17 protein-coding genes are annotated in these 23,410 nt (G+C 68.6%); 7 read left to right on the forward strand and 10 right to left on the reverse strand.

All coding sequences use genetic code 11. The annotated features are described in order from the left end of the window. Positions 1–10: 10 nt before the first annotated feature. From gyrB to AC1DXK_RS09175, 5 genes are all read right to left on the reverse strand, one after another. Positions 11–2,455 carry a DNA topoisomerase (ATP-hydrolyzing) subunit B gene (gene gyrB / locus AC1DXK_RS09155; RefSeq protein ID WP_457104643.1) on the reverse strand — a complete coding sequence of 815 codons (2,445 nt, stop codon included), beginning with the start codon at positions 2,453–2,455 and terminating at the stop codon, positions 11–13. Positions 2,456–2,634: 179 nt separating this feature from the next. After that, the gene (locus tag AC1DXK_RS09160; protein ID WP_457104644.1) at positions 2,635–3,597 is read right to left on the reverse strand and encodes an aldo/keto reductase; all 963 of its coding nucleotides are present in this window, start codon (positions 3,595–3,597) and stop codon (positions 2,635–2,637) included. Between the two features lie 4 nt (positions 3,598–3,601). Then, a complete protein-coding gene (locus tag AC1DXK_RS09165) occupies positions 3,602–4,246 on the reverse strand; it encodes an MBL fold metallo-hydrolase (protein WP_457104645.1) in 645 nt (214 codons plus the stop codon). A gap of 89 nt (positions 4,247–4,335) precedes the next feature. Then, positions 4,336–4,719 carry a hypothetical protein gene (locus AC1DXK_RS09170; protein ID WP_457104646.1) on the reverse strand — a complete coding sequence of 128 codons (384 nt, stop codon included), beginning with the start codon at positions 4,717–4,719 and terminating at the stop codon, positions 4,336–4,338. 66 nt (positions 4,720–4,785) lie between these two features. Continuing rightward, entirely contained in the window at positions 4,786–6,453 is a 1,668-nt protein-coding gene (locus AC1DXK_RS09175) for an alpha-amylase family protein (protein ID WP_457104647.1), read from the reverse strand. A 155-nt stretch (positions 6,454–6,608) separates the two neighbouring features. Here AC1DXK_RS09175 and AC1DXK_RS09180 point away from each other — a divergent pair, with 155 nt between their 5' ends. Both AC1DXK_RS09180 and AC1DXK_RS09185 read left to right on the forward strand, forming a co-directional pair. Then, positions 6,609–9,644, forward strand: coding sequence for a penicillin-binding protein 1A (locus tag AC1DXK_RS09180; RefSeq protein ID WP_457104648.1), 3,036 nt, complete (start codon positions 6,609–6,611; stop codon positions 9,642–9,644). A gap of 28 nt (positions 9,645–9,672) precedes the next feature. Beyond that, a complete protein-coding gene (locus AC1DXK_RS09185) occupies positions 9,673–10,734 on the forward strand; it encodes a hypothetical protein (protein ID WP_457104649.1) in 1,062 nt (353 codons plus the stop codon). 19 nt (positions 10,735–10,753) lie between these two features. Here AC1DXK_RS09185 and AC1DXK_RS09190 read toward each other — a convergent pair whose 3' ends face one another. Next, complete coding sequence (locus AC1DXK_RS09190; protein ID WP_457104650.1) at positions 10,754–10,972, reverse strand: hypothetical protein; 219 nt, start codon at positions 10,970–10,972, stop codon at positions 10,754–10,756. A 270-nt stretch (positions 10,973–11,242) separates the two neighbouring features. Here AC1DXK_RS09190 and AC1DXK_RS09195 point away from each other — a divergent pair, with 270 nt between their 5' ends. Both AC1DXK_RS09195 and AC1DXK_RS09200 read left to right on the forward strand, forming a co-directional pair. Continuing rightward, positions 11,243–11,491 (forward strand): hypothetical protein, encoded by a 249-nt coding sequence (locus tag AC1DXK_RS09195; protein ID WP_457104651.1) that lies wholly within the window; start codon positions 11,243–11,245, stop codon positions 11,489–11,491. 198 nt (positions 11,492–11,689) lie between these two features. Next, positions 11,690–12,316 (forward strand): hypothetical protein, encoded by a 627-nt coding sequence (locus AC1DXK_RS09200; RefSeq protein ID WP_477297510.1) that lies wholly within the window; start codon positions 11,690–11,692, stop codon positions 12,314–12,316. A gap of 16 nt (positions 12,317–12,332) precedes the next feature. Here AC1DXK_RS09200 and AC1DXK_RS09205 read toward each other — a convergent pair whose 3' ends face one another. Then, positions 12,333–12,911, reverse strand: coding sequence for a polysaccharide biosynthesis/export family protein (locus AC1DXK_RS09205; protein ID WP_457104653.1), 579 nt, complete (start codon positions 12,909–12,911; stop codon positions 12,333–12,335). A 189-nt stretch (positions 12,912–13,100) separates the two neighbouring features. Between AC1DXK_RS09205 and AC1DXK_RS09210 the strand changes: the two genes are divergently transcribed. Next, entirely contained in the window at positions 13,101–15,320 is a 2,220-nt protein-coding gene (locus AC1DXK_RS09210; RefSeq protein ID WP_457104654.1) for a GumC family protein, read from the forward strand. A 43-nt stretch (positions 15,321–15,363) separates the two neighbouring features. Here AC1DXK_RS09210 and AC1DXK_RS09215 read toward each other — a convergent pair whose 3' ends face one another. Next, a complete protein-coding gene (locus tag AC1DXK_RS09215) occupies positions 15,364–16,548 on the reverse strand; it encodes a GNAT family N-acetyltransferase (protein ID WP_457104655.1) in 1,185 nt (394 codons plus the stop codon). Positions 16,549–16,792: 244 nt separating this feature from the next. Between AC1DXK_RS09215 and AC1DXK_RS09220 the strand changes: the two genes are divergently transcribed. Further along, on the forward strand, positions 16,793–17,854 hold the full coding sequence (locus tag AC1DXK_RS09220) for a polysaccharide deacetylase family protein (protein WP_457104656.1): 1,062 nt from the start codon (positions 16,793–16,795) through the stop codon (positions 17,852–17,854). 84 nt (positions 17,855–17,938) lie between these two features. On the opposite strand, the gene AC1DXK_RS09225 is transcribed toward AC1DXK_RS09220, so the two are convergent. Both AC1DXK_RS09225 and AC1DXK_RS09230 read right to left on the reverse strand, forming a co-directional pair. Next, positions 17,939–18,595, reverse strand: coding sequence for a DUF2155 domain-containing protein (locus tag AC1DXK_RS09225; protein WP_457104657.1), 657 nt, complete (start codon positions 18,593–18,595; stop codon positions 17,939–17,941). 148 nt (positions 18,596–18,743) lie between these two features. Further along, complete coding sequence (locus tag AC1DXK_RS09230; RefSeq protein ID WP_457104658.1) at positions 18,744–19,160, reverse strand: NADH:ubiquinone oxidoreductase subunit NDUFA12; 417 nt, start codon at positions 19,158–19,160, stop codon at positions 18,744–18,746. A 513-nt stretch (positions 19,161–19,673) separates the two neighbouring features. Here AC1DXK_RS09230 and AC1DXK_RS09235 point away from each other — a divergent pair. Further along, a complete protein-coding gene (locus tag AC1DXK_RS09235; RefSeq protein ID WP_477297514.1) occupies positions 19,674–23,405 on the forward strand; it encodes a vitamin B12-dependent ribonucleotide reductase in 3,732 nt (1,243 codons plus the stop codon). The last annotated feature ends 5 nt before the right edge of the window (positions 23,406–23,410 follow it).

Genomic DNA, 23,410 nt, shown 5'->3' on the forward strand with positions numbered 1-23,410 from the left:
CCGCTCGGGTTTACACGTCGAGATTGGCGACGCTGAGCGCGTTTTCCTGGATGAATTCGCGCCGCGGCTCCACGACGTCGCCCATCAGCTTGACGAACAAGTCGTCCGCGTCGGTGACATCCTTGACCTTGACCTGCAACAACGAGCGCACGTCCCGGTCGAGGGTCGTCTCCCAGAGCTGCTGCGCGGTCATCTCGCCGAGGCCCTTGTAGCGCTGGAGCTGCAGGCCCTTCCGGCCGAAGGCCATCACCGCCTCGAACAACGCCACCGGCCCGTGGAGCACGGTCTCGTCGGATTTGCGCATGAGCGTGGCGGGCTCGCCGTAGATTTCCCGGAAGGCGTCGGCCCGCTCGGACAGGCGACGCGCCTCCTGCGAGGCGATCAGCCCGGCGTCCAGGTTCGCGACCTGACGGACTCCGCGCAGCGTCCGGCTCAGGCGGTAACCGCCCTCGAACGCTTCGCCCGACCACCCCTGCTCGATCTCGTCCGCGATGGCGTCGAGGCGGCGTGCGGTCGAGTCGGCCAGCACCTCGGCCTCACCCGGCCGGGAGGCCGCTTCGGCGTCCAGAGCCCCGGCCAGCACCGCCTGCTCGACGACGGCGCGATCGTAGCGGGTATGGAGACCCTGCAGGATGCTCCGGAAAGTCCGCGCCTCCTCGACCAGGCTCTTGAGCTGCGCTCCGGCGAATTCGGCCCCCGTGGAGAGGCGCAGGATCGCCCCGTCCGTGCCCTGGTCGATCAGGTAATCCTCGAGGGCGCGTTCGTCCTTAAGGTAGATCGCCCGGCGGCCGCGCTCGGCTTTGTAGAGCGGGGGCTGAGCGATGTAGAGATGGCCGCGATCAATGAGTTCCGGCATCTGCCTGAAGAAGAAGGTCAGCAACAGCGTTCGGATGTGCGAGCCGTCCACGTCCGCGTCGGTCATGATGATGATGCGGTGGTAGCGCAGCTTCTCCGGATTGAAGCCCTCGCGGTCCGTGGACGACCGTCCGATCCCGGCACCGAGGGCGGTGATCAGCGTGCCGATCTCCGCGGAGGACAGCATCCGGTCGGCGCGGACGCGCTCGACGTTCAGGATCTTGCCGCGCAGCGGCAGCACCGCCTGGAAGGCGCGGTCGCGGCCCTGCTTGGCCGAACCACCGGCGGAGTCGCCCTCCACCAGCAGGATCTCGCATTTGCTCGGATCGCGCTCCTGGCAGTCGGCGAGCTTGCCGGGCAGTGAGGCGATGTCGAGGGCGCCCTTGCGGGTGACGGTCTCGCGCGCCTTGCGGGCTGCCTCGCGGGCCGAGGCTGCCAGCACGACCTTGGCCATCACGGAGCGGGCCTGGCTCGGATTCTCTTCGAGCCAGGTCGACAGGCCCTCGCTGAGGACGTTCTCCACCGCCGGCCGCACCTCGGAGGAGACGAGCTTGTCCTTCGTCTGCGACGAGAATTTCGGATCGGGCACCTGCACGGAAATCACCGCCGTCAGGCCTTCCCGGCAATCCTCGCCGGTGAGCGACACCTTCTCCCTCTTGGAGACGCCGGAGGAATCCGCGTAGCCGGTGATCTGGCGGGTCAGGGCGGCGCGGAAGCCCGCCATGTGGGTGCCGCCGTCCCGCTGCGGGATGTTGTTCGTGAAGGGCAGGACCGTCTCGTTGAACGAGTCGTTCCACCAGAACGCCACTTCGACGCGGATGCCGTCGCGCTCCGCGCGGACCACCACCGGGCTCGTGATGCCGTCGATCGGTTTGCGCGAACGATCGAGGTAGCGGACGAATGCCTCGATGCCGCCCTCGTAGTACAGTTCCTCGCGCTTCTTCTCGGCGTGGCGCGCGTCGGTTAGGACGATGCGCACGCCGGAATTAAGGAAGGCAAGCTCGCGCAGGCGCTTCTCCAGCGTCCCGTAGTCGAACTCGATCATCGTGAAGGTGTCGGTCGACGGGAGGAAGGTGACTTCCGTCCCGCGGCGGCCGTTGCCGGGTGCGACGACTTCGAGGGGTGCCACGGCGTCGCCGTGGCGGAACTCCATCGCGTGCTCCTTGTCATTGCGCCAGATGCGCAACTTGAGGAACGACGACAGGGCGTTCACCACCGAGACGCCGACGCCGTGCAGGCCGCCGGACACCTTGTAGGAGTTCTGGTCGAACTTTCCGCCGGCGTGCAGCTGGGTCATGATGACCTCGGCCGCCGACACGCCCTCCTCCTTGTGTATGTCCACGGGAATGCCGCGCCCGTTATCCGAGACGGTGCAGGAGCCGTCGGCGTTGAGGGTGACGGTCACGAGGTCGGCGTGACCCGCCAGGGCCTCATCGATGGCGTTGTCCACGACCTCGTACACCATGTGGTGGAGGCCGGAGCCGTCGTCGGTATCGCCGATATACATGCCGGGCCGCTTGCGGACGGCGTCGAGGCCCTTCAACACGCGGATCGATTCCGCGCCGTAATCGGCGTGCTCGCTCTGGGGGGTGTCGGACATGAACTTCCTCGGGCAGGCGGGCCTTGACGCGACGGAGCGACTCGCGCCGTCGGGCGCCCACGCCTGCGCTCTCGCCTGATCCGCCTGATATAAGGGTTCCGCGTTGAGATTGCACGATTTTACGGGCTTGCGGCGTGCCCATCCCAACGCATTTGTGACGCCCGCCGCTTAACGCTGCGTTAGCCTTCGAGCCCGCCGGCGCTCGCCTCATCGAGACGGGCGACCGCGTCCCGCGGAAGGGTCAGGCGGACGGCGCCGAGCAGCTCGTCGAGCTGCGCCACCGAGGTCGCGCTCGCGATAGGTGCGGTGATGCCGGGACGGGCGATGATCCAGGCGAGCGCCACCTGCGCGGGATTCGCGCCCTGCGCCTGAGCGATCGAATCCAGTACGTCCAGCAGCGCGAGACCGCGCGGATTGAGGTACTTGGCGACGCGATTCTCGCGGGCGCGACCCGCAGCATCCCCGGCCGAGCGGTATTTGCCGGTGAGGAATCCGGCCGCGAGGGAGAAGTAGCCGATCACCCCGATCTGCTCGGCCCGGCAGAGGGGTTCCAGCTCAGCCTCGTAACCCCGCTCGGCGAGGCTGTAATCCGGCTGGAGGCATTCGTACCGCGGCAGGCCCGCGGCGGCTGCGGTCCGAAGCGCCTCCGTGAGCCGCGCGGCGGTGTAGTTGGAGGCGCCGATGGTGCGCACCTTGCCGGCAGCGATCAGGCGCTCGTGAGCCCGGAGAGTCTCCTCCAGGGGTACCTCGGAATCGTCGAGATGCGACTGGTACAGGTCGATCCGGTCGGTCCCGAGACGCCGCAGCGACGCCTCGCAAGCCCGCTCGATATGGCCCGCGGACAGGCCCTTTCCGGCCTCGCCCATGTCCATGCCGACCTTGGTCGCCAGCACGATCCGCTCCCGCATGCCGGGGCGGCTGGCAAGCCAGCGTCCGATCACCGTTTCGGATTCTCCGCCGACGTGGCCGGGCGCCCAGCGCGAATAGACGTCGGCGGTGTCGATGAAGTCGAAGCCACTGTCCACGAACCGATCGAGGATCGCGAAGGAGGTTGCCTCGTCGGCGGTCCATCCGAAGACGTTGCCGCCGAGACAGAACGGCGCGACCGTGAGGTCGGAGCGGCCGATTCGGCGCTTGTCCATGGTGTCAGTCCTGCAGGAAGGGGTTGGAGACGCGTTCCTCGCCGAGCGTGCTGGTCGGACCATGGCCCGGGATGAAGGCGATGTCGTCGCCAAGCGGCAGGACCTTCTCCTTGATCGCGCGGATCAGTTGGTCGTGGTTGCCACCGGGCAGATCGGTGCGTCCGACCGAGCCCTTGAACACCACGTCGCCGACGAGCGCGAACCGCGCGTCGCGGCTCACGAACACGACGCTGCCCGGGGAGTGGCCGGGACAGTGCAGAATGTCGAAGCCGAGGGCGCCCACCGTCACCGCGTCGCCCTCCTCGAGCCAGCGGTCCGGCGTCACGGGCCGGGCGGCACCGAGGCCGTAATTCGCCGCCGTCTCGGGCAGGGAATCGAGGAGGAACTTGTCGGCTCGGTGCGGACCTTCGACCGGCACGCCCAGGCGCTCGCGCAACTCGTCGGCGCCGGCGGCATGGTCGACATGGCCGTGGGTCAGCAGGATCTTCTCGACCGTGACGCCCTGCTCGCGGATGGCCGCCTCGATCCGGTCGAGGTCGCCGCCGGGATCGACCACCGCGCCGACCTTGGTGGCGTCGTCCCAGATCAGGGTGCAGTTCTGCTGGAAGGGCGTGACCGGGATGATCCCGGCGCGTGGCGTACCTGGCATGTCGTCCCGCATGTTGGCAGCGCCGCTCCGGACGCCCTCCGCCTGAGTTTAGCGCAGAACGTGGGTAGGCGGCACCCTGCGCTGCGCACTCAGGCCGTGTCGCCCCGGGGGCGGCGCAGGCCGTCGTGAAGCGCCAGCATGTCGGCCATGCCGAGCGCCCGAGAGCTCCAGCGGGTTTCCGCGGCGTTGACCTGCGTGAACCGATCATGGGACCGTCCACCATAGGCCCCGAACAGAGTCCAGCCCGCCTCGACGGCACCGTCGCCGCGCGCCGTCTCATCCGGCCGGTCGATCCGGTAGGACGGCGTCGGCGATCGGCCGGTCACGCCGATCCGCACCCAGGCGTCGCCGTAATGCTTCTGGCACATCCGCATCGTGACCAGCACTTGGCGCAGGTAGTCCTCGCCGTCGGCGAGATCTGGCAGGATGTCGGCGATCGTCGCGTCAGGAGGATAATGCTTCGTTCGCGCCATGTTACACCTTGCTCAGGCGTGTCCTATCGTCTTGAACCGCCGAGAGCGAGCCGGACTCCGGTTTCCTCACGCCGGCCGCCGCTTCAGCAGCGCGTCGAGACCGCCGACCCGGAACCAGTGATACCCGTAGCCCTCTAGGAACAGGCAGTGCCGGCCGTCCTCGCCAACCTTGCTGCGGGCGCCGGTGAGCAGGTCGACGAGAATGTCGTGTCCGGGATCCTCCGCGCCCGACGCCATGGCGACCTCGACGGGCTCCGGTGCGAGATTGTGGACACAGAGCACGGCGTTGCCCCGCCAGTCGTAGCGGAGCGCCAGCACCGACGGACTGCCGGTCTCCATCGCGATGACGTCGCCCCAGCCGATCTCCGGCGCCTCCTTGCGCTGCCGGATGATGCTCTGCATCCAGTTGAGCAGGGAGCCCTCCTCGTGGCGCTGGTCGGCCACGTTCACGTGGGCGTAGCCGTAGGGGCCGTGATCGATCACCGGCAGGACCGTGCGGGCAGCGGTGGAGAAGCCGCCCTGATGCTCGCTGGTCCATTGCATCGGCGTGCGGGCGCAGTCCCGCTCCTTCAGCGACAGCTCGTCGCCCATGCCGATCTCGTCGCCGTAGCGCAGCACCGGCGTCCCTGGCAGGGTGAACATCAGCGAATAGGCGAGGCGGATGCGGCGGGGGTCGCCGGCCAGCATCGGCGCGAAGCGGCGGCGGATGCCGCGGTCGTAGAGCTCCATGCCCTTCTCGGGGCCGAACGCCTCGAAGACGGCCTGTCGCTGCTTTCCCGTCAGGCGTCCCAGATCCAGTTCGTCGTGATTCCGCAGGAAGATGCCCCACTGACAGGAAAGCGGGCGCGGCTTCGTCCGCTCGATCGCCTTGACCAGCGGCCGCGCGTCATGGGCCGCCAGGGCGTAGAAGGTCGCCTGATTGACCTGGAAGTTGAACATCATGTGCATGCGGTCGGCATCGTCGCCGAAATAGTCGAGGTCCTGGTTCGGCAGGATGTTGGCTTCGGCCAGGATGATGGCGTCGCCCTGGCGCCATTGCAGGAACTCGCGCAGGTCGCGCAGCATCTCGAACTGCTCGCGCGGCTTGCCGCCGACATCGGCCCCCTTCTCGGCGATGACGAACGGAACAGCGTCCATGCGGAAGCCGGAGACGCCGAGCTGGATCCAGAAGCCCATGATCTTCAGGATCTCGGCCAGAACCTCGGGATTGGCGGTGTTGAGATCCGGCTGGAAGTTGAAGAAGCGGTGGAAGTACCAGGCCTTCGCCTGCGTATCGTAGGTCCAGGTGGATTTCTGCACGCCGGGGAAGACCATGCCCTCATCGGCGGTGGCCGGCCGTTCCTTCGACCAGACGTACCAGTCGCGATGGGGCGAATCCGGGTCGGACCGGGCCGACTGGAACCACGGATGCTGATCCGAGGTGTGGTTGACCACGAGGTCGATCAGGACGCGCAACCCCCGCTGCTTGGCCGCGTGGGTGAAGGCGACGAAATCGCCCAGCGAGCCGTAATCCGGATCGACGCCATAATAGTCGGCGATGTCGTAGCCGCCGTCCTTCTTGGGCGAGGGCTGGAACGGCATCAGCCAGATCGCTGTGGCACCCAGCCCCTGGATGTAGTCGAGCCGACGCTCGAGCCCGGCGAAGTCACCGATGCCGTCGCCGTTGGCATCCATGAAGGTGCCCACCGACAGGCAGTAGATGACGGCGTTCTTGTACCAAAGGTCGTTGATCATCGCTGCCCCGGCCGCGTCGCGCCTCACGAACGTGGGACGCGGTCAAAGCGTTGCCGTGCGCGGCGTCCTTAAATCAGCCGCGTTGTGCACGCCCTGTCCGTGCGCGTGCCCGGAAGGCCCGCGCACGCCCCGTCGCGTCCACGAACCTGGCCCGTATGAACGCCATCCTGATCAAGCTGTTCGCGACCGCCCTGACCCTGAGCCAGGTCACGACCCGGCCGGACGCGGTCCGGACGCAGTTCGATCCTGCGACCGACGGACCCGAGGTGATCCGGCTGTTGCGGGACGGCTGCGCCCACATGCGCAAGGCGTTCGACATCGAGGACATCAACCTCGACGAGCTCATCACCACCGCCATGGAGGACCCCTCGACGGTCGCAGGGCCGGCGGCGCCGAAGATCCTGCACGGGCTCGACCTGAACGAGCTGAACACGAGCTACAAGCAGTTCTGTAAGGGCGAGAATCCGGCGAACTCGCCCTTCGACGCCAGGGCGGTGATCGAGTTCTACGACAACGCCACCAAGGATCTGCCGAGCGCGGAGGCCCTGCGCGACAAGACGCTGCCGGGCATGACCCGGATCCTCGACGGCGCCGGCAAGCCCTTCGCCGAAGCCTCCGAGCCGAACGGCCGCCGCATCGTGGTGCCGATCACGACGGTTCCGACCCTCGTGCAGAAGGCGTTCATCGCCGCCGAGGATAAGCGCTTCGAGAGCCATCACGGCATCGACGAGCGCGGGGTGATCCGCGCCTTCATCGGCAACCTCGCCTCCCCGGGGCGGCCGGCCGGCGGCTCGACCATCACCCAGCAGGTCGTCAAGAACCTCTCGGTGGGCGACGACGTCACCTACGAGCGCAAGATCCGCGAGATGATCGTGGCCTCGCGCCTGGAGCGGATCCTCACCAAGCCGCAGATCCTCGGGCTCTACCTCAACGGCATCTATCTCGGCCGCGGTGCCTACGGGATCGAGATGGCGGCGCAGAGCTATTTCGGGAAGCCGGTCGGGCAGCTTACCCTGCCGGAGGCGGCGCTACTCGCCGGCATGCCCAAGGGGCCGAACTTTTACAGTCCCGACAAGTACCCCGATCGGGCGCGGGAGCGGCGCGCCTACGTGCTCGCCCGTCTCAAGGAGGAGGGAACGATCACCGAGGCCGAGATGAACGCGGCCATCAAGGCCGATCTCGGGCTCAAGCCGATCGAGACCGCCCGGCGGGATTCGGGCTTCTACGTGGTGGATTTCCTCAGCCGGGAGGCGCGCACCTTCGCGGGCGTCGATTCGCTGACATCCGGCTCGCTGACCGTCCGGTCGACGATCAATGCCGGATTGCAGCGCGCCGTTGAGGAGGCGCTCCAGGACGGGCTCGCCAACTACGAGCGCGCCACCGGGCGACAGACCTTCACCGGGCCGGAACTCAACCTCGCCGACAGCGTCCGCCGGATCCAGGCCGCCAGTCCGGCGCCCGAGGGCTCGCCCCAGGCGGCGCCGGGCGTGACCGGCGCGCACACCGATGCCGGCCGGCCCGACCCGAAGGCGCGCCGCGCCGAGAAGGCGGTGGCCGCGCCCCAGAAGAAGCCGGCCTGGCTGCTGGCGCTGGAGAGCGCCCGCCCGGTTCTCTACGATGTCCGCTGGCCGATGGCGGTTGTCATCGAGACCGGCCGCGGCGGTCTGAAGGTCGGCCTGTCCGACGGCCGGATCGCCAGCCTTGATCCCGGCATCGCCCGCGGCCGGCTGCAACTCTACGACGTTGTCCGCGTGAAGCTGACCGCCGGCAAGGGCAGCCCGCGCGCGCAGATCCGCGTCCGGCCCACCGTTCAGGGTGCCGCCGTCGTGATCGAGAACCAGACCGGCCGGATCCTCGCGATGTCCGGCGGCTTCTCGTACCCGTTAAGCCAGCTGAACCGGGTCACCCAGACGGTGCGCCAGCCGGGCTCGACCCTGAAGCCGCTGACCTATCTCGCCGCGCTCAATGCCGGCCTGCAGCCGAACACGCTGGTGATGGATTCCGCCGTCACCCTGCCGCCGATCGGCGGGTCGGGCGATTCCTGGTCGCCGAAGAATTACGAAGGGGGCGGCTCGGGTCCGACCACCCTGCGGCGCGGCCTGGAATTCTCCAAGAACCTCGTCACCGCGCGCCTGCTCCAGGGCGGAATCGCCCCCAAGGCGCCGGCCAGCCTGAAGCGGGTCTGCGACATCGCCCTGGAGGCGCAGATCTACGCCGAGTGCGAGCCCTATTACCCCTTCGTGCTGGGCGCCCAGCCAGTTCGGATGCTCGACCTCGCGGGCTTCTACGCGTCGGTGGCCAACGAGGGCGCCCGTCCGGCACCCTACGCCCTGGAATCCGTCGAGCGGGACGGGAAGGCGCTCTACACGCACGCAGCCAAGGAGCCGGTGCGGCTCGCCTCCGCCGACCGAGTGTCCTTCTACCAGCTCAAGACGATGCTGCAGGGCGTGACCCAGCACGGCACGGCGGCGGCGCTGTCGAAGGTCTCGGCCTACGTGGCCGGCAAGACCGGCACCTCGGAAAACGAGAACGACGCCTGGTTCGCCGGCCTCACCAACGAGGTCTCGGTGGTGGTCTGGGTCGGCTACGACAATGCCGACGGAAGCCGCAAGACCCTCGGCCGCGGGCAGACCGGYGGCCATGTCTCGGTGCCGATCGCCTCGGCCATCCTGCAGGCGGCCTGGGCCAACGGCATCGCCAAGACGCCGCTGCGAGGCCCCTCCCCCGAGACGCGCCCGTTCATCGCGGACCTGCCGATCGATCCACGCAGCGGCGTGCGGGTCGCGGGTGGCGGCTATCTCGAGCATTTCCGCACGAGCGGCGACGGGAGGATGGCCGACACGCAATACCGCTTGGTGCCGCGCGAGACGCTCTACGCCATGCGGCCCGACGCCGAGGATGGCGATCTCGCCGGTGCCGAGGACGGCGCCAACGTGGCGGGCGACTACTACGGCAACATGACCGGCGAACGGTCGCGGGGCGATCTTCTGGATCCGTTCGGCGAGCGACCGTCGCCGCGCAGCCGCCGTGCACAGGGCGACGTGGATCCCCCCGCCCAAGACCCGTACAGGGATCCCTACAGGCCTTGGCCTGGCCAGACGGCCCGCTCGCCGTTCGGCGGGGACGACGAGGCGCGCCGGCCGCGGCGCCGCGATCCGGACTACCTGTTCGGCGAAGACCCCGGTTACTGACCGCCCTACTCCAAGGATGAGAGTCCCGTTGCGAACGCAGCTCCCTGCCGCCCTCGCGGCCGCCCTCACGGTCGCCCTTCCGGCGCTCCCGGTCCGCGCCCAGACGCCCGCCGCCAACACCGCGCCGGCACCGGGATCCGAGCGGATCAAGGAGGTGCCCTCGGTCGGGGCCGTCGATCCGTCGACGATCAAGCCGGGGCAGATCCTGTTCACGGACCATCGCGACAACCCGTCGGTGCCGGAGAACGGGCTGATCCCCTATCTCGACTGGCTGAAGGCGCGCCCGGCCGAGGCCGCGGCGCTTGCTCCCTACCCTGGCTACAAGGAGCCGGACTACACGGTCACGGTGAACGGCGTGACCAAGCCCCGGCACGAGACCCTCAAGGTCTACGTGGCCGAGGGGCGCTTCGTGGTCCCGCGGCCGCCCGAGGCGATCGACCTCCAGGCCTTCGCCAACCTCGCCTTCGTCCAGAAGATGGATCCGGCGATCAAGCACCGCGCCATCGCGGCCGCCGAAGTGACACCCAACAAGGATCCGGCCGCCGCCTTCGCCAAGCGTCCGGACCGCCCCTGGTGCGAGGGTGCTGGGGCCTGCATCGAGTCGCGCTACGACCTCGAGGGCAAGCTGCCGCTCGGCGTGAAGCTCGCCAACAAGCTGGAAGACGGCTCGGCCAAGAAGATCGCCGAGTTCGTGTCGTTCCAGAGCGAGTTGCGCGTGCTCGGTCCGGACCAGGGCGCGCCGCTTCAGGCACTCACCAAGATCGATACGTCGGTCACCGGCGGCCTCGAGCAGACGATCTTCTGGGTCAACCAGATCCTCCGGTTCGGCAAGTTCCTGGCCGTGTTCCAGCCGATGCCGAACGATCCCACCAAGACGGTGGTCAGCACCTACATGGCGCTCGCCATCAAGGGAGACGTCCTCGACCGGAAGGCCGAGTATGCCCGCGTGCCGGTCCTGAAGAACCTGCTGCCCGCGCAGGTGCTGATGGGCAATTCCAGCTTCAACACCGGCAACTCCATCAGCGCCGGCCTGCCGGTCTACGCCCGCAACCGGATCGCCGCCTTCGCGGATGCGCTCGCCAAGCGCTGACCCGCGCCGGCTTTCGCCCTCACATCCCGCGGTTGCCGATCGTCGGCAGCGTCGGCTGGGTGTAGGCGCGGTTCACGTCCCGACGGGTCTGGGTGCCGTTGGTGTTGCTGGAGGCCCGATAATTGTCGAGGTTGAAGCTCTCGCTGAGTCCGCTGCGGGAGTCCGGCCCCTCGCTGGTGGAGCAGGCGCACAGGCCGCCGATGGCCAGCGCGGAGAGGGCGAGAAGGATCAAGCGCATCGTGAATCCTGAAGCGTAGCAAGGCCGAGCCTCGACCCGGCATCGACCGGACTAAGCCCGAAACGTGAGGTCTCGCGGCATGGTCAGGGCGGAGGCGCGTCCGTCAAGGTCGCGCGCAACGTGTAAATCCGTTCTGCCGCCTCCGATGCGCAGCGGCCACGGAAAATCCACCACACCCCCCGTTTCCGGCGGATACGGGCGGCCAATCGTGTTGAGTGCGGTCCCTCCCCCCTGGCGAAACCAAGCCGTTTCGGGCGAAAACCCTCCGCAATGAGCAATGTCGTGCCCTTCCGTCCCCGCTCGACCGTCACGCGCCTCGCCCGCTGCGAGGTCGTGGCCGTAGCCGGCGATCTCCTCGCCCTGCTGGAGCAGCTCGAGGATGTCAGCGCCCGCGCCGCCGCGATGGGACGCCCCGCGCTCGAAGTCGAGCGCACGGTTCAGCATCTCTTGGATGCCGTAAGCGCCGTGGAACGGGCTCTCGATTGCATCGGTGAGGGCGAGCAATCGGCTCCGGGCTGAGGTTCGCCACACGACCGTGAGCGTGCGCCGATCCCGGCCCACCTCAACCCATCGACTCGCCGATTATCACACCGCCACGGAAACTGGCGTTCTCGCCCCACAGGCCGTCGCGCGTCCGGAACCCTCCAGTACGCCTTGCGGTTGAGGGATGGACGCTCGTAGCGGGCGTCGCTTCCGGAGGATGCCATGAGGCTTCGCGTGCGCAGATTGCTGGCCGTCACGGTCTTCGGCGGCCTTCTCGCGGGCACCGCGTTCCAGGCTCAGGCGGCCGAGGTGGGTTTTCTCGAGATGCTGTTCGGTGTCCGGCCGGCGCCACAGGCTCAGCCGGCACCGACGCAGGCCGCGCCCGTCGCGGCCTCCGTCTTCGGCCGACGACGCGCGACCCCTCGGCTCGGCGCCGCCCGCCGGCGCTTCCAGACCCGCTACGCCGCGCTGCCGTTGAAGATCCGCGTCAAGGAACGCGATATCAGCGAGCGCCAGACGCCCATCGACATGAAGGCCGGCGCGACGGCGGCGCTCCTCAAGGACGAGACGCTGCGTCCCGGCGATATCGTGGTGCTGAATACCGGCGCCCGGGTCTTCACCGGAAATCCCGACAAGCGCCACGCGATCCGGGATTTCGAGCCGGTCCAGAATTCGCACTACGTTAGCCGGGGCACCCGCAAGGTGCTGGCCGGTCTCTTCACCCCGGTAGGCGCCCTGCCCGCGCAGGAAGCGCGCCGCATGGTGGCGCGCGCCGCGAAACCGGTGCCCGAGATCGCGACACCGATCCCGACGGAGAAGACGGCCATGCGGGTGATCAACCCGTGGCAGGGCGCTCAGTGAGCGGCTGCGAGATCGCTCAGAAGAAGCGTTCTTTGACCACGATCGTGTCGCCGGGACGGACCGCGTAGGTCATCGGCACGATGCCCGAGACGAGCGATCCGCCCGCATCGCGGGTGAGGACGGCATAGTCCCGCGCCGCCCGGGGGCCGAAGCCCGCAGCGATCGCCACCGCCGTCTCGACGGTCATCCCGTTCACGAATGGATACTGACCCGAGGTGGTCACCTCGCCGAGAATGTAGAAGGGCCGGTAGGCGTCGACCTCCACGGTTACGTGGGGTTCGCGCACGAAGCCGGAGGCGAGCTTGGCCTCGACCGCCTTGGCGGCCTGAGCCGTGGTCTGGCCGCCGACCTGCACGGTCCCGATCAGCGGCATGGCGATGCGGCCGGCGCCGTCGACCGCGTAGATGTTCGACAGATTGTCCTGGCCGAAGACGATCACGCGCAGCTTGTCGCCCGCCGCCAGCGTGTAGCGGGCCGCGATCGAGCCGGTGCCGGTGGCATCGAGCTGGTCGGTGCGGAAGCTCGGCCTCAGGCAGCCGCCCAGTGCCATCGTCGAGCCAAGTGCGAGGAGCAGAGCGCGCCGGTTCATCACCATCGCCGTCATTGATGCCGTTGCGGCCTGATCTAGGCGGTTAAGGTTAATGAAACTTGATCGCCCCCGGCCCGGCCGCCGCGCGGAAGCACTTCGCGCGCTCTTTAACCCTTGAGCAACCTTAACATCCACTAATGGGCGCGGGACGGCAGTCATGCCCACCCGGTCTGTCTCCGCGTTCAGAGCGTCCGCATGTCCTCAATACGTCAACGCTCGACCTCCGCCGCGCCCGGGCCGCAGCCGCGCGCCGAGGAAGGCCTCAGCCTGGCGCAGCTGCCGCGGATCCTGCGGCGCTCGATCGGCTGGATCGTCGGCCCGACCCTGGTGGTCGCGCTGGGCGCGACCGTCTTCGTCAACGTGGTCAGCCCCCGCTACACCGGTGAGGCGAAAATCCTCTTGGAGAGCCGCGATCCCGCCTTCGCTCGCACCGCGCAGGAGCGCACGGACCAGCTCGCTCCGATCGACGAGCAGGCTGTGGCGAGCCAGGTGCAGGTTGTCATGTCGCGGGACCTCGCCCGGGAGGCGATCCGCCGACTCAAGCTCGTGGGCAACGCCGAATTCGATCCCGGCGCCGGCAGTATCGGCCCGGTGCAGCGCCTGATGATGATGCTCGGCATCGGCGCCAATCCCCTGGATCGCCCGGCAGAGGACCGGGTGCTCGATGCCTATTTCGACCACCTGCTGGTTTATCCGGCCGGCAAGTCTCGTATCCTGACCATCGAATTCCGGTCGAAAGACGCGAGGCTAGCCGCAGAGGCAGCCAATACGATCGCGAAGCTCTACATCGGCTCGCTGGAGGCCGATAAGGTCGACACCGCCCGCTATGCCTCGACATGGCTCGGGGGCAATATCGACGGCCTGCGCAAGCGCGTCGCGGAGGCTGAGGCGAAGGTCGAGGCGTTCCGGGCCAAGAACGGACTCGTGGGCAGTGCCGGCGCGACCGGCCGGCCACTGAATGCCCAGCAGCTCGGCGAATTGTCGAGCCAGCTCTCCGCGGCGCGGATCCTCAGGGCCGATCTCGACGGCAAGGTGAAGGCCATCAAGGGCCTGATCAAGGACGGGCGCGCTTACGAGATTCCGGATGTCGCCAATAATGAGGTGATTCGGCGGATCGTCGAGAACCGGATCACGGTGCGCGCGCAACTCGCCCTCGAGTCGCGCACGCTCTTGCCGGCCCATCCGCGGATCAAGGAGATCAACGCCCAGCTCGAGGATCTCGACGCGCAGATCAAGGCCTCGGCCGAGCGCGTCGTGCGCACCATGGAGAACGACGCCAAGATCGCAGGCGCCAGGGTCGAGAGTCTGCAGGCCGCCGTCGACGGCCAGCAGGACGTGGTCGTGCGTGGGAATGCCAGCGAGATCCAGCTCCGGGCGCTGGAGCGTGAGGCCAAGGCCCAGCGCGACCAGCTCGAATCCTACCTGTCGCGCTACCGCGAGGCCGCGGCGCGCGATGGCGAGGCCGCCACGCCCGCCGACGCCCGCATCGTATCCCGGGCCGTGACGCCCGAAGTGCCGTCCTTCCCCAAGAAGCTGCCGATCGTCGCCTTCGCAACGCTGCTGACCCTCATGCTGTCGGCCGGCGGCGTCATCGCCAGCGCGCTCCTCGCCGAGCCCCGCCGCGCCGCGGCCGAGCGCGATGGCGACCCAACGGACGATCACCATCGCCGCGAACCGGTCCTTGACCGGCCGGCCTTCGCGTTTCCGGAGGCGATGCCGTCGGTGCGCTGGACTGGGCCTGCCGACGCGGTCGCGGCTGCCGCACCGGCGCCGTTCCCCGCACACTCCGGCACCTTCGCCGAGGGCTTCGACCTGGCCCCGCTCGTCGCGCGCATCGCCGGTGCGCCCCGCGCCCCGGGGGGGCAGACCGGCCGGCGGATCCTGATCGTCGAGACCGAGGATCAGCGCGGGGCGGCGGCGCTTCCCGAGGCGCTCACCCGAACCCTGGGTCGCGAGGGAAGCCTCGTCGCCGTGGACCTGAACGTACCGGGCGACGGGTCCGCCCGGCTCGGCTTCTCCGACCTGGTCGCCGGCGAGGCCGCCTTCCTCGACGTGATTGATGCCCGGGGCAGCACCGGCCTGCATCGGATCGAGGCCGGACTGGCGGCATCGACGGTCCTGTTCGACGAGGAGGATGCCCTGGCGCTCACCTTCGAAGCCATGGCGGAAGCCTATGACTGGGTGGTCTGCCGGCTCTACGCCGCACCCGGCGCCGTCGACCTGCTCGAACTCGTCGCCGGCTTCATGGACAGCGTCGTGATCGCATCCAATGCGGATGCCGAAGATCCGGCTCTGGCCGATCTCTACGCCCTCGCGGAGGACGCCGGTGCCGGTCAGATCCTGGTGGCCCAGGACCGTCCGGCGGGCGCGGATGTCGCGGATCCGCGCGCCGAGCTTCGCCTGAACGCCGCTTAGGCGACGCGTCGCAGACGCGGTCCCGGCGCGCGGAAACCGCCCGTCACGGCTTGCGGAACGACCGCAGCCGCTTGAGGACGGCATAGAGGCGCGGATCGCGCTTGATGCGCCGCTTCGCGCGCGTCAGGCTCCTCCGCAGGGTCCCGTAGGTCCGCCCCCGTAGAGTCACCGGAACGATCGTTTCCACAAGCCCGATCGTCTCGTCGCAGATGCTGGCCTTGTAGCGGGCCTCGCCGACTCCGAGATCGAAACCCTGGCGGCCCCGCGCCGTCTGATCGCGGACCAGATGCTGCAGCAGCAGGTCGCCCGGGCTGAACCGGGCGATCTCTGGATCGGCATCGAACGCGGTCATCATGCCGCTGAAACGCCGGTCGCTCACTGCGCCGCCGAAGGTCGCCAGAACGCGGCCGCTCTCGGTCAGGCAGAGGGCGTGAATCTCCAGTGTTGGAGCGGCACCGCTCGAAGCCGTCGTGAGGAAGCTTCGGATCGCAGGGTCGGCATAGGGATCGGAGATTCCCATCCCGGCGAAGCGGACCGATTTCTGCGCGTAGAACGCCGCCAGCAGACGCGCGGCCTCCTCGGGGGTCTCGGCCATGCGGTAGCGGATGGCGCCGTGCCCCTGCACGAGTCGCTTCTCTTTCGAGCGCAGCTTCTTGCGGGCATCGGCGCTGAAGACCCTCTGTACGGTCGCGTCCGGGTCCGGTCCGAGCATGAGGCCGTAGGCGTCGCTGGCCTCGGGCTCACCTCCCACGGCGAGGGGGTTTGCCGCTCCCTCCCACATCCGCGGCTGATGCATGAGCGCGTAGGCATCGATACCGGCCGCGCGCCCTGCCCGGATCAGCGCCGCGACGATCTCGCCGTGGGGGATCGCCGCGGCATCGCGGGTGGCGAAGAGCGGCATGTGGTAGTTCGCGTGCGTATCGCCGACCGTCCGCGCGACACGGAGACCGGATTCCCGCTGCACCGTGAGCGGTATGAGGATGCGCGCCCGCCCATCCACGTCCCGCAGGATCGCGATGCGCGCGTTCCCGGCCTGCTGCGTCGCGTGCAGGTACGCGCTCACCCAGTCGAATCGCTGGTACGGGGTGCTGAGGCTGGCGGGGTCGGTCTCCAGACGGCGCCAGAGCGCCTCGGCCTGCGCGAGGTCGGAGGCGATCTCCGCGACGAGCCCCTCTGCGGTTCGCGAGCCGACCATGTCCCTTCCCGCTAGCTGGACGCCGACCGCCATGTTCCGATCTCCCGGGGACCGTCTGCGATCCCACGCAGCTCACACCCTGGCGCTGGGGACTGAACAGCCCGTGTCCTCAACCGTTGAAGTGGCGATCGCGGAGCAAGAGGATCACGCAAAGAGCGGCCGTGGCTAACACTCCGTTGCCGGTCGTCGCCCCCGGCGCGGATGCTTTCGACTTTGTTTACCGAGCCGCCGCAATCCTGCCCGGGCACGGGTCCTGCGGCCCGAACGGTTCAGGGACATGCTGTCGTCGCGTGCCAAGCAACGGGTTTTCGCGTCCGGGTTCCGCGCCATCCAGGCCGTCGGTGCCGATCGCTGGCTGAGCCCCGCGGCCCGCGGCCTGGGCGTGATCCTCACCTTCCACCATGTCAGCCCCGAGCCGGTGCCGGCCTTCGCGCCGAACCGCCTGCTCGGCATCACGCCCGAGTTCCTCGACCTGACCCTGCGCGAACTCGACGCCCGCGGCTTCGAGATCGTCGGCCTGGACGCCGTGCCGGAGCGCCTGGCCGAGCCCGATTACGGGCCGCCCTTCGCCGTCCTGACCTTCGATGACGGCTACCGGGACAACGTCGTGCACGCGCGCCCCGTCCTGGCCCGGTACGGCGCACCGTGGACGCTCTTCGTCACCAGCGGCTTCGCCGATCAGGCCGGTCGGCTCTGGTGGATCGAGCTGGAACGGGCCATCGCGCGCCTGGATCGGGTGCGGATCGGCATCGGTGCTCGAAGCCTCGACCTGCCGGCGCGCAGCCCGCAGGAGAAGGCGCTCGCCTTCGAGGCGCTCTACCGCGACCTGCGCGGCGGCGGCGAAGGCGACCTCCTCGACCAGATTGCGGCGCTCTGTCGGCAAGCCGGCTTTGAACCCGGCCGGGTTGCCTCGGAACTGTGCCTGTCCTGGGCGGAACTGCGCGACCTCGCCTCCGACCCGGCCGTCACGATCGGCGCCCACACGGTCAGCCATCCCATGCTGGCGAAACACGACGCTGCCACCGCTGCCCGGGAGATCGCCGACGGGCGCGCCCGGATCGAGGCGGAGCTCGGTCGCCCCGTGCGGCACCTCTCCTACCCGGTCGGCGACCCGACTTCGGCAGGTCCGCGGGAATTCGCCTTCGCGCGGGACATGGGCTTCGCGACCGCGGTCACCACACGGCCCGGGCACCTGTTCGCGGAGCATGCCGGACATCTCCAGGCCCTGCCCCGGGTGTCGGTCAACGGATGCCATCAGAACCGCGCGGCCCTGGCCGGATTGCTCTCCGGCGTGCCGTTCCTCGCCTGGAACCGGGGGCGGCGCGTCAACGTCGCTTGAAGCGCACGTGCGTCCGGTGGCCGCTACGTCCCCCACGCCGTGGGTCGCGGCCACCGGAGTCGCGCAGCCCGCTCGGGCGCTATCCTAGCGGAACAGCGCGTCGAACAAGTTCTGGGGCTGCTGCGGCGGCGGCGGAGCAGGCGCCGGGCCTTCGTTCGATGGGAAGAACTTGCGCGACGGCTTCTGCCGCGGCTGGACCGGTACGCCGCGCGGCGCCTCCACGTCCACCTGGCCGGCCGCGTTGATCTGCTGCGCGGTCTTGGTCGCATCCTTGCCCGGACGCTTGGCCTTCTCGGGCTTGGCCGCGACGGCCGGAACGTCCTCCTGCTCCTTGGCCTCGGCGATCACGTCGCTGCCGCCTTTGCAGTCGACCAGCCACACGTCGTAGATCGGGTGCTCGATCGCGTGCAGGCCTGGGCTCGACGCGAACATCCATCCGGTGAAGATCCGGCGGTACTTGTTGTCGAGGGTCACCTCGTCGACCTCAAGGAACGCCGTGGTCTTGGCGCTCTCTGTGGGCGGCCGCGTGTAGCAAACCCGCGGCGTGAGCTGCAGGGCGCCGAACTGCACGGTCTCGTCGACCGCTACCTCGAACGACACGATTCGGCCGGTGATCTTGTCGAGGCCGGAGAACACCGCAGTCGGGTTCTTGATCTTGTCGGCGGCGGCGGGACCGACGCAGAGAGCGAGCGCCAGGCTCGGGGCGAGCGCGCGGCGTACGAGGGCTGTGATGCGGCTCAAGGCTCGGACCCCTAGACGAGGGTGGCCGGCCGCGCCGTCAGATGCGCGGCGGACGGTCGGGATTGGCCGGCCATGAACACCGGAACGGTGGCGGCAAAAGGGCGCCGGGCGGCCGCGGGGTGGCTTCTCCCCGCGCCCTGGGTCCGGTCTACTCGCCCGGGGTCCAAGAGACGTAGTCGCCCGTCGCAGCCGGACGGGAGCCCCAGGACAGCTGCGAGCCCTGCGGCCGGTAGGCGTTCGCCGTACCGGTCTGGTTCTCGACATGCGGCTTCTGCCACGCACGCGGCTGATACGTCTCCTGGCTCGGAGCGAGGTCGACGTTGTGGCAGAGCCAGCCGCGCCAGCCCGGCGGTACCTTCGAGGCGTCGGCATAGCCATTATAGACCACCCACCGCCGCTCCGAGCCGACCGACCGATCGATCAGCGCGCCCTCAGCCTTGTAGTACTTGTTCCCGAATTCGTCCTCGCCGACGAAGATCCCGGTACGCGCCGTCTGCATCGCCAGGGAGACGGTCTGGCCGTTCCACCACGTGAAGACGCGCAGCAAAGTGTCCTTCAGCGCCATCGCCGGTCCCGGTGTCGTGCCGCGCCGCAGGGGCGCTTCTCGGCGCCGTTATGGTGACCGCGCGCGTGCGAGTCCAGCCGCAAGACCGAACTGTCGCTACGCGGCAACGCTCCGCAGCCGCGTCCGGCCGCCGACGCGATGAGATCGCCGGCGCTTACAACTTCGGGTGTGAATGCAAAATTTTCCCGATCCGATTCTGGAAAGCAGGAAGGACACTTATCCCGGGCGGGGATGATATCCACAGGCTTTTGCGAGCCGGCACAACATCTAGCGGGGAACAAGCCCATCGAACACCACTTGTTGACGTGAGAGCGAAGGCGGCGGTATTCTCCCTCCATCGGTGGCGCCCGTTGAAGTGGTGCGTTGGGCAGAGCCGACCGTTCCTAGATTTCATTCGCGATGCCGAGGCGCACCTGTCCGTGGGTGCGGTCGGGTCCGAATCCCATCATCGGGCAAAGACCCCGCGTCGCGCGGGGCCGGGGCCGTCGCGTCCCGTCGGGAGAGGTGTGTTTCATGCGGTTCGATCGTCGCTACACAACGGCCGGACAATCGCCCTACGCCGGCATCCCCTTCCGCAAGACCCTGAGCGAGATCCGCAACCCGGACGGGTCGGTGGTGTTCCGCCTCGACGGCATCGACGTTCCGGAGAGCTGGAGCCAGGTGGCGAGCGACGTGCTCGCGCAGAAGTACTTCCGCAAGGCCGGTGTGCCGGCCCGCCTCCGCAAGGTCGAAGAGAACGCGGTCCCCTCCTTCCTCTGGCGCTCGGTTCCGGACGACGCAGCCCTGGCCGAGCTGCCCGAGGACGAGCGATTCATCTCCGAATCCTCTGCCACGCAGGTGTTCGACCGGCTCGCCGGCTGCTGGACCTACTGGGGCTGGAAGGGCGGCTACTTCTCGTCGGAGGAAGATGCCTCGGCCTTCATGGACGAGTTGCGCTCCATGCTGGCCCGCCAGATGGTGGCGCCGAATTCGCCGCAATGGTTCAACACCGGCCTGCACTGGGCCTACGGTATCGATGGCCCGAGCCAGGGCCATTATTATTGCGATCCGAAGACCGGAGCGCTGACCAAGTCGGCCTCGGCCTACGAGCACCCGCAGCCCCACGCCTGCTTCATCCAGTCGGTCCAGGACGACCTCGTGAACGAGGGCGGCATCATGGACCTGTGGGTGCGTGAGGCGCGCCTGTTCAAGTATGGCTCCGGCACCGGCTCCAACTTCTCGATGCTGCGCGGCGAGAACGAGAAGCTCGGTGGCGGCGGCAAGTCGTCGGGCCTGATGAGCTTCCTCAAGATCGGTGACCGGGCGGCCGGCGCGATCAAGTCGGGCGGCACCACGCGGCGAGCCGCCAAGATGGTGATCGTCGACATCGACCATCCGGACATCGAGTCCTTCATCGACTGGAAGGTGAAGGAGGAGCAGAAGGTCGCCGCCCTGGTGACCGGCTCGAAGGTGGTCTCCAAGCACCTCAACCTCGTGATGAAGGCCTGCACCCAGTGCGAGGCGGAGGGCGATGCCTGCTTCGATCCGGAGCGGAACCCGGCCCTCAAGCGCGAGATCAAGGCCGCCCGCCGCGCCTCCGTTCCGGATGCCTACATCAAGCGCGTCGTGCAGTTCGCCCGGCAGGGCTTCACCAAGATCGACTTCCCCGTCTACGACACCGACTGGGATTCGGAGGCCTACCTCACGGTCGCAGGCCAGAACTCAAACAACTCGGTCTCGCTGACCGACGACTTCCTGCGCGCCGTCGAGGCGGACGCCGACTGGACTCTCCAGGCGCGCACCACCGGCAAGGTGACCAAGACCCTGAAGGCCCGCGACCTCTGGGAGCGGATCGGCGAGGCGGCCTGGGCCTCGGCGGATCCGGGCCTGCACTTCAACACCACGATGAACGATTGGCACACCTGCCCGGCCGGCGGGCGGATCCGGGCCTCGAATCCGTGCTCCGAGTACATGTTCCTCGACGACACCGCCTGCAATCTCGCCTCGGCGAACCTGCTGACGATGTACGACCGTGAGACCAAGCGCTTCGACGTGGAGGCGTTCGAGCACCTCAACCGCCTCTGGACGGTGGTGCTCGAGATCTCCGTGATGATGGCGCAGTTCCCGTCCAAGGAGATCGCGGAGCTCTCCTACCGCTACCGCACCCTCGGTCTCGGCTACGCCAATATCGGCGGCCTGCTGATGACCATGGGCCTGCCTTACGATTCCGACGCGGGCCGCGCGCTCGCCGGCGCGCTCACCGCCATCATGACCGGAGTCGCTTACGCCACGTCCGCCGAGATGGCCGCCGAACTCGGGACCTTCCCGGCCTACGACGAGAATGCCGACGCGATGCTGCGGGTGATCCGCAACCATCGCCGGGCGGCCCACGGCGAGGCGGAGGGCTACGAGTTCCTGAACGTCGCGCCGGTCGCCCTCGACCATGCCAACATCCCGCAGGCGGACCTCGGCGACCATGCCCGGGCCGCCTGGGACCGGGCGCTGAAACTCGGCGAGGAGCACGGCTACCGGAACGCGCAGGCCACGGTGATCGCGCCGACCGGCACGATCGGCCTCGTGATGGATTGCGACACCACCGGCATTGAGCCCGACTTCGCCCTGGTGAAGTTCAAGAAGCTCGCCGGCGGCGGCTACTTCAAGATCATCAACCAGGCCGCGCCGGACGCCCTGCGGGCGCTGGGCTACCGCGAGTCCGAGATCGCCGAGATCGAGGCCTACGCGGTCGGCCACGGCTCCATGGGACAGGCGCCGGGCGTCAACCCGACGACCCTCCGGGCGAAGGGCTTCACCGACGACAAGATCGCCGCGGTGGAGAAGGGTCTCAAGTCGGCCTTCGACATCAAGTTCGTCTTCAACCGCTGGACTCTCGGCGACGACTTCCTGATCCAGACGCTCAAGGTCCCGGCCGAGAAGCTGGCGGATCCGACCTTCGAGCTGCTGCCCTTCCTCGGTTTCTCGAAGAAGGAGATTGAGGCCGCCAACACGCATATCTGCGGGGCGATGACGCTGGAGGGCGCGCCCTTCCTCAAGCTCGAGCACTACGCGGTCTTCGATTGCGCCAACCCCTGCGGCCGCATCGGCAAGCGCTACCTCTCGGTCGAGAGCCACATCCGCATGATGGCCGCGGCGCAGCCCTTCATCTCGGGAGCGATCTCCAAGACCATCAACATGCCCAACGACGCCACGGTGGAGGATTGCAAGGCGGCCTACCTGCTGTCCTGGCGCCTCGCCCTCAAGGCGAACGCCCTTTACCGCGACGGCTCGAAGCTGTCGCAGCCGCTGAACGCCGCCCTCATCTCGGAGGAGGACGACGAGGCGGACGAGGGCATCGAGGCGCTGCTCCAGGCTCCGGCGGCCGCCAAGGCCGCGGCGGTGGCGGAGAAGATCGTCGAGCGGGTGATCGAGCGCGTCGAGCGGATCCGGTCCCGCGAGAAGCTCCCGACGCGCCGGAAGGGCTACACCCAGAAGGCGGTGGTGGGAGGCCACAAGGTCTACCTGCGCACCGGCGAGTACGACGACGGCCGCCTCGGCGAGATCTTCATCGACATGCACAAGGAGGGCGCGACCTTCCGGAGCCTGATGAACAACTTCGCCATCGCGATCTCGCTGGGCCTCCAGTACGGCGTGCCGCTGGAGGAATATGTGGAGGCCTTCACCTTCACGCGGTTCGAGCCGGCGGGCTTCGTGCAGGGCAACGACGCSATCAAGARCGCGACSTCGMTCCTCGACTACGTGTTCCGSGARCTSGCSRTCTCSTATCTCGGCCGCRMCGACCTCGCCCATGTCAGCCCCGCCGAGATCGGCGGCACGGTGATCGGCGGCGGCGAGAGCGGCGACACGACCCGCGAGGGTCCCAAGCCCGCGCCAGCCTCCTCGGTGGTCTCCCGCGGCCTGCTGCGCGGCTCAGCTGACCGGCTGACCCTGATTCAGGGCGGGCCGGCCGGGGGGAGCCTCGGCGTCGGAGCGGCGAATGCCGGTCAGACGGCGCCGGCCGGCGGCACGGTCCACGCGATCCGCGGCAGCACGGCGTTGAAGGCGGAGCCGGCGATTGCCGGCCAGGCCGAGACGATCGCCGACTCCCTCCCCTTCGCCAAGGCGGAGCGGAGCGTCGCCGACCGCCGCGCCGAGGCGAAGATGAAGGGCTATGTCGGCGAGGCCTGCCCGGAATGCGCGAACTTCACGCTGGTCCGGAATGGCACCTGCCTGAAGTGCGACACCTGCGGGTCCACGACGGGCTGCTCTTGAAAGAT

It is taken from the genome of Methylobacterium sp. P3_A11 (assembly GCF_056403155.1).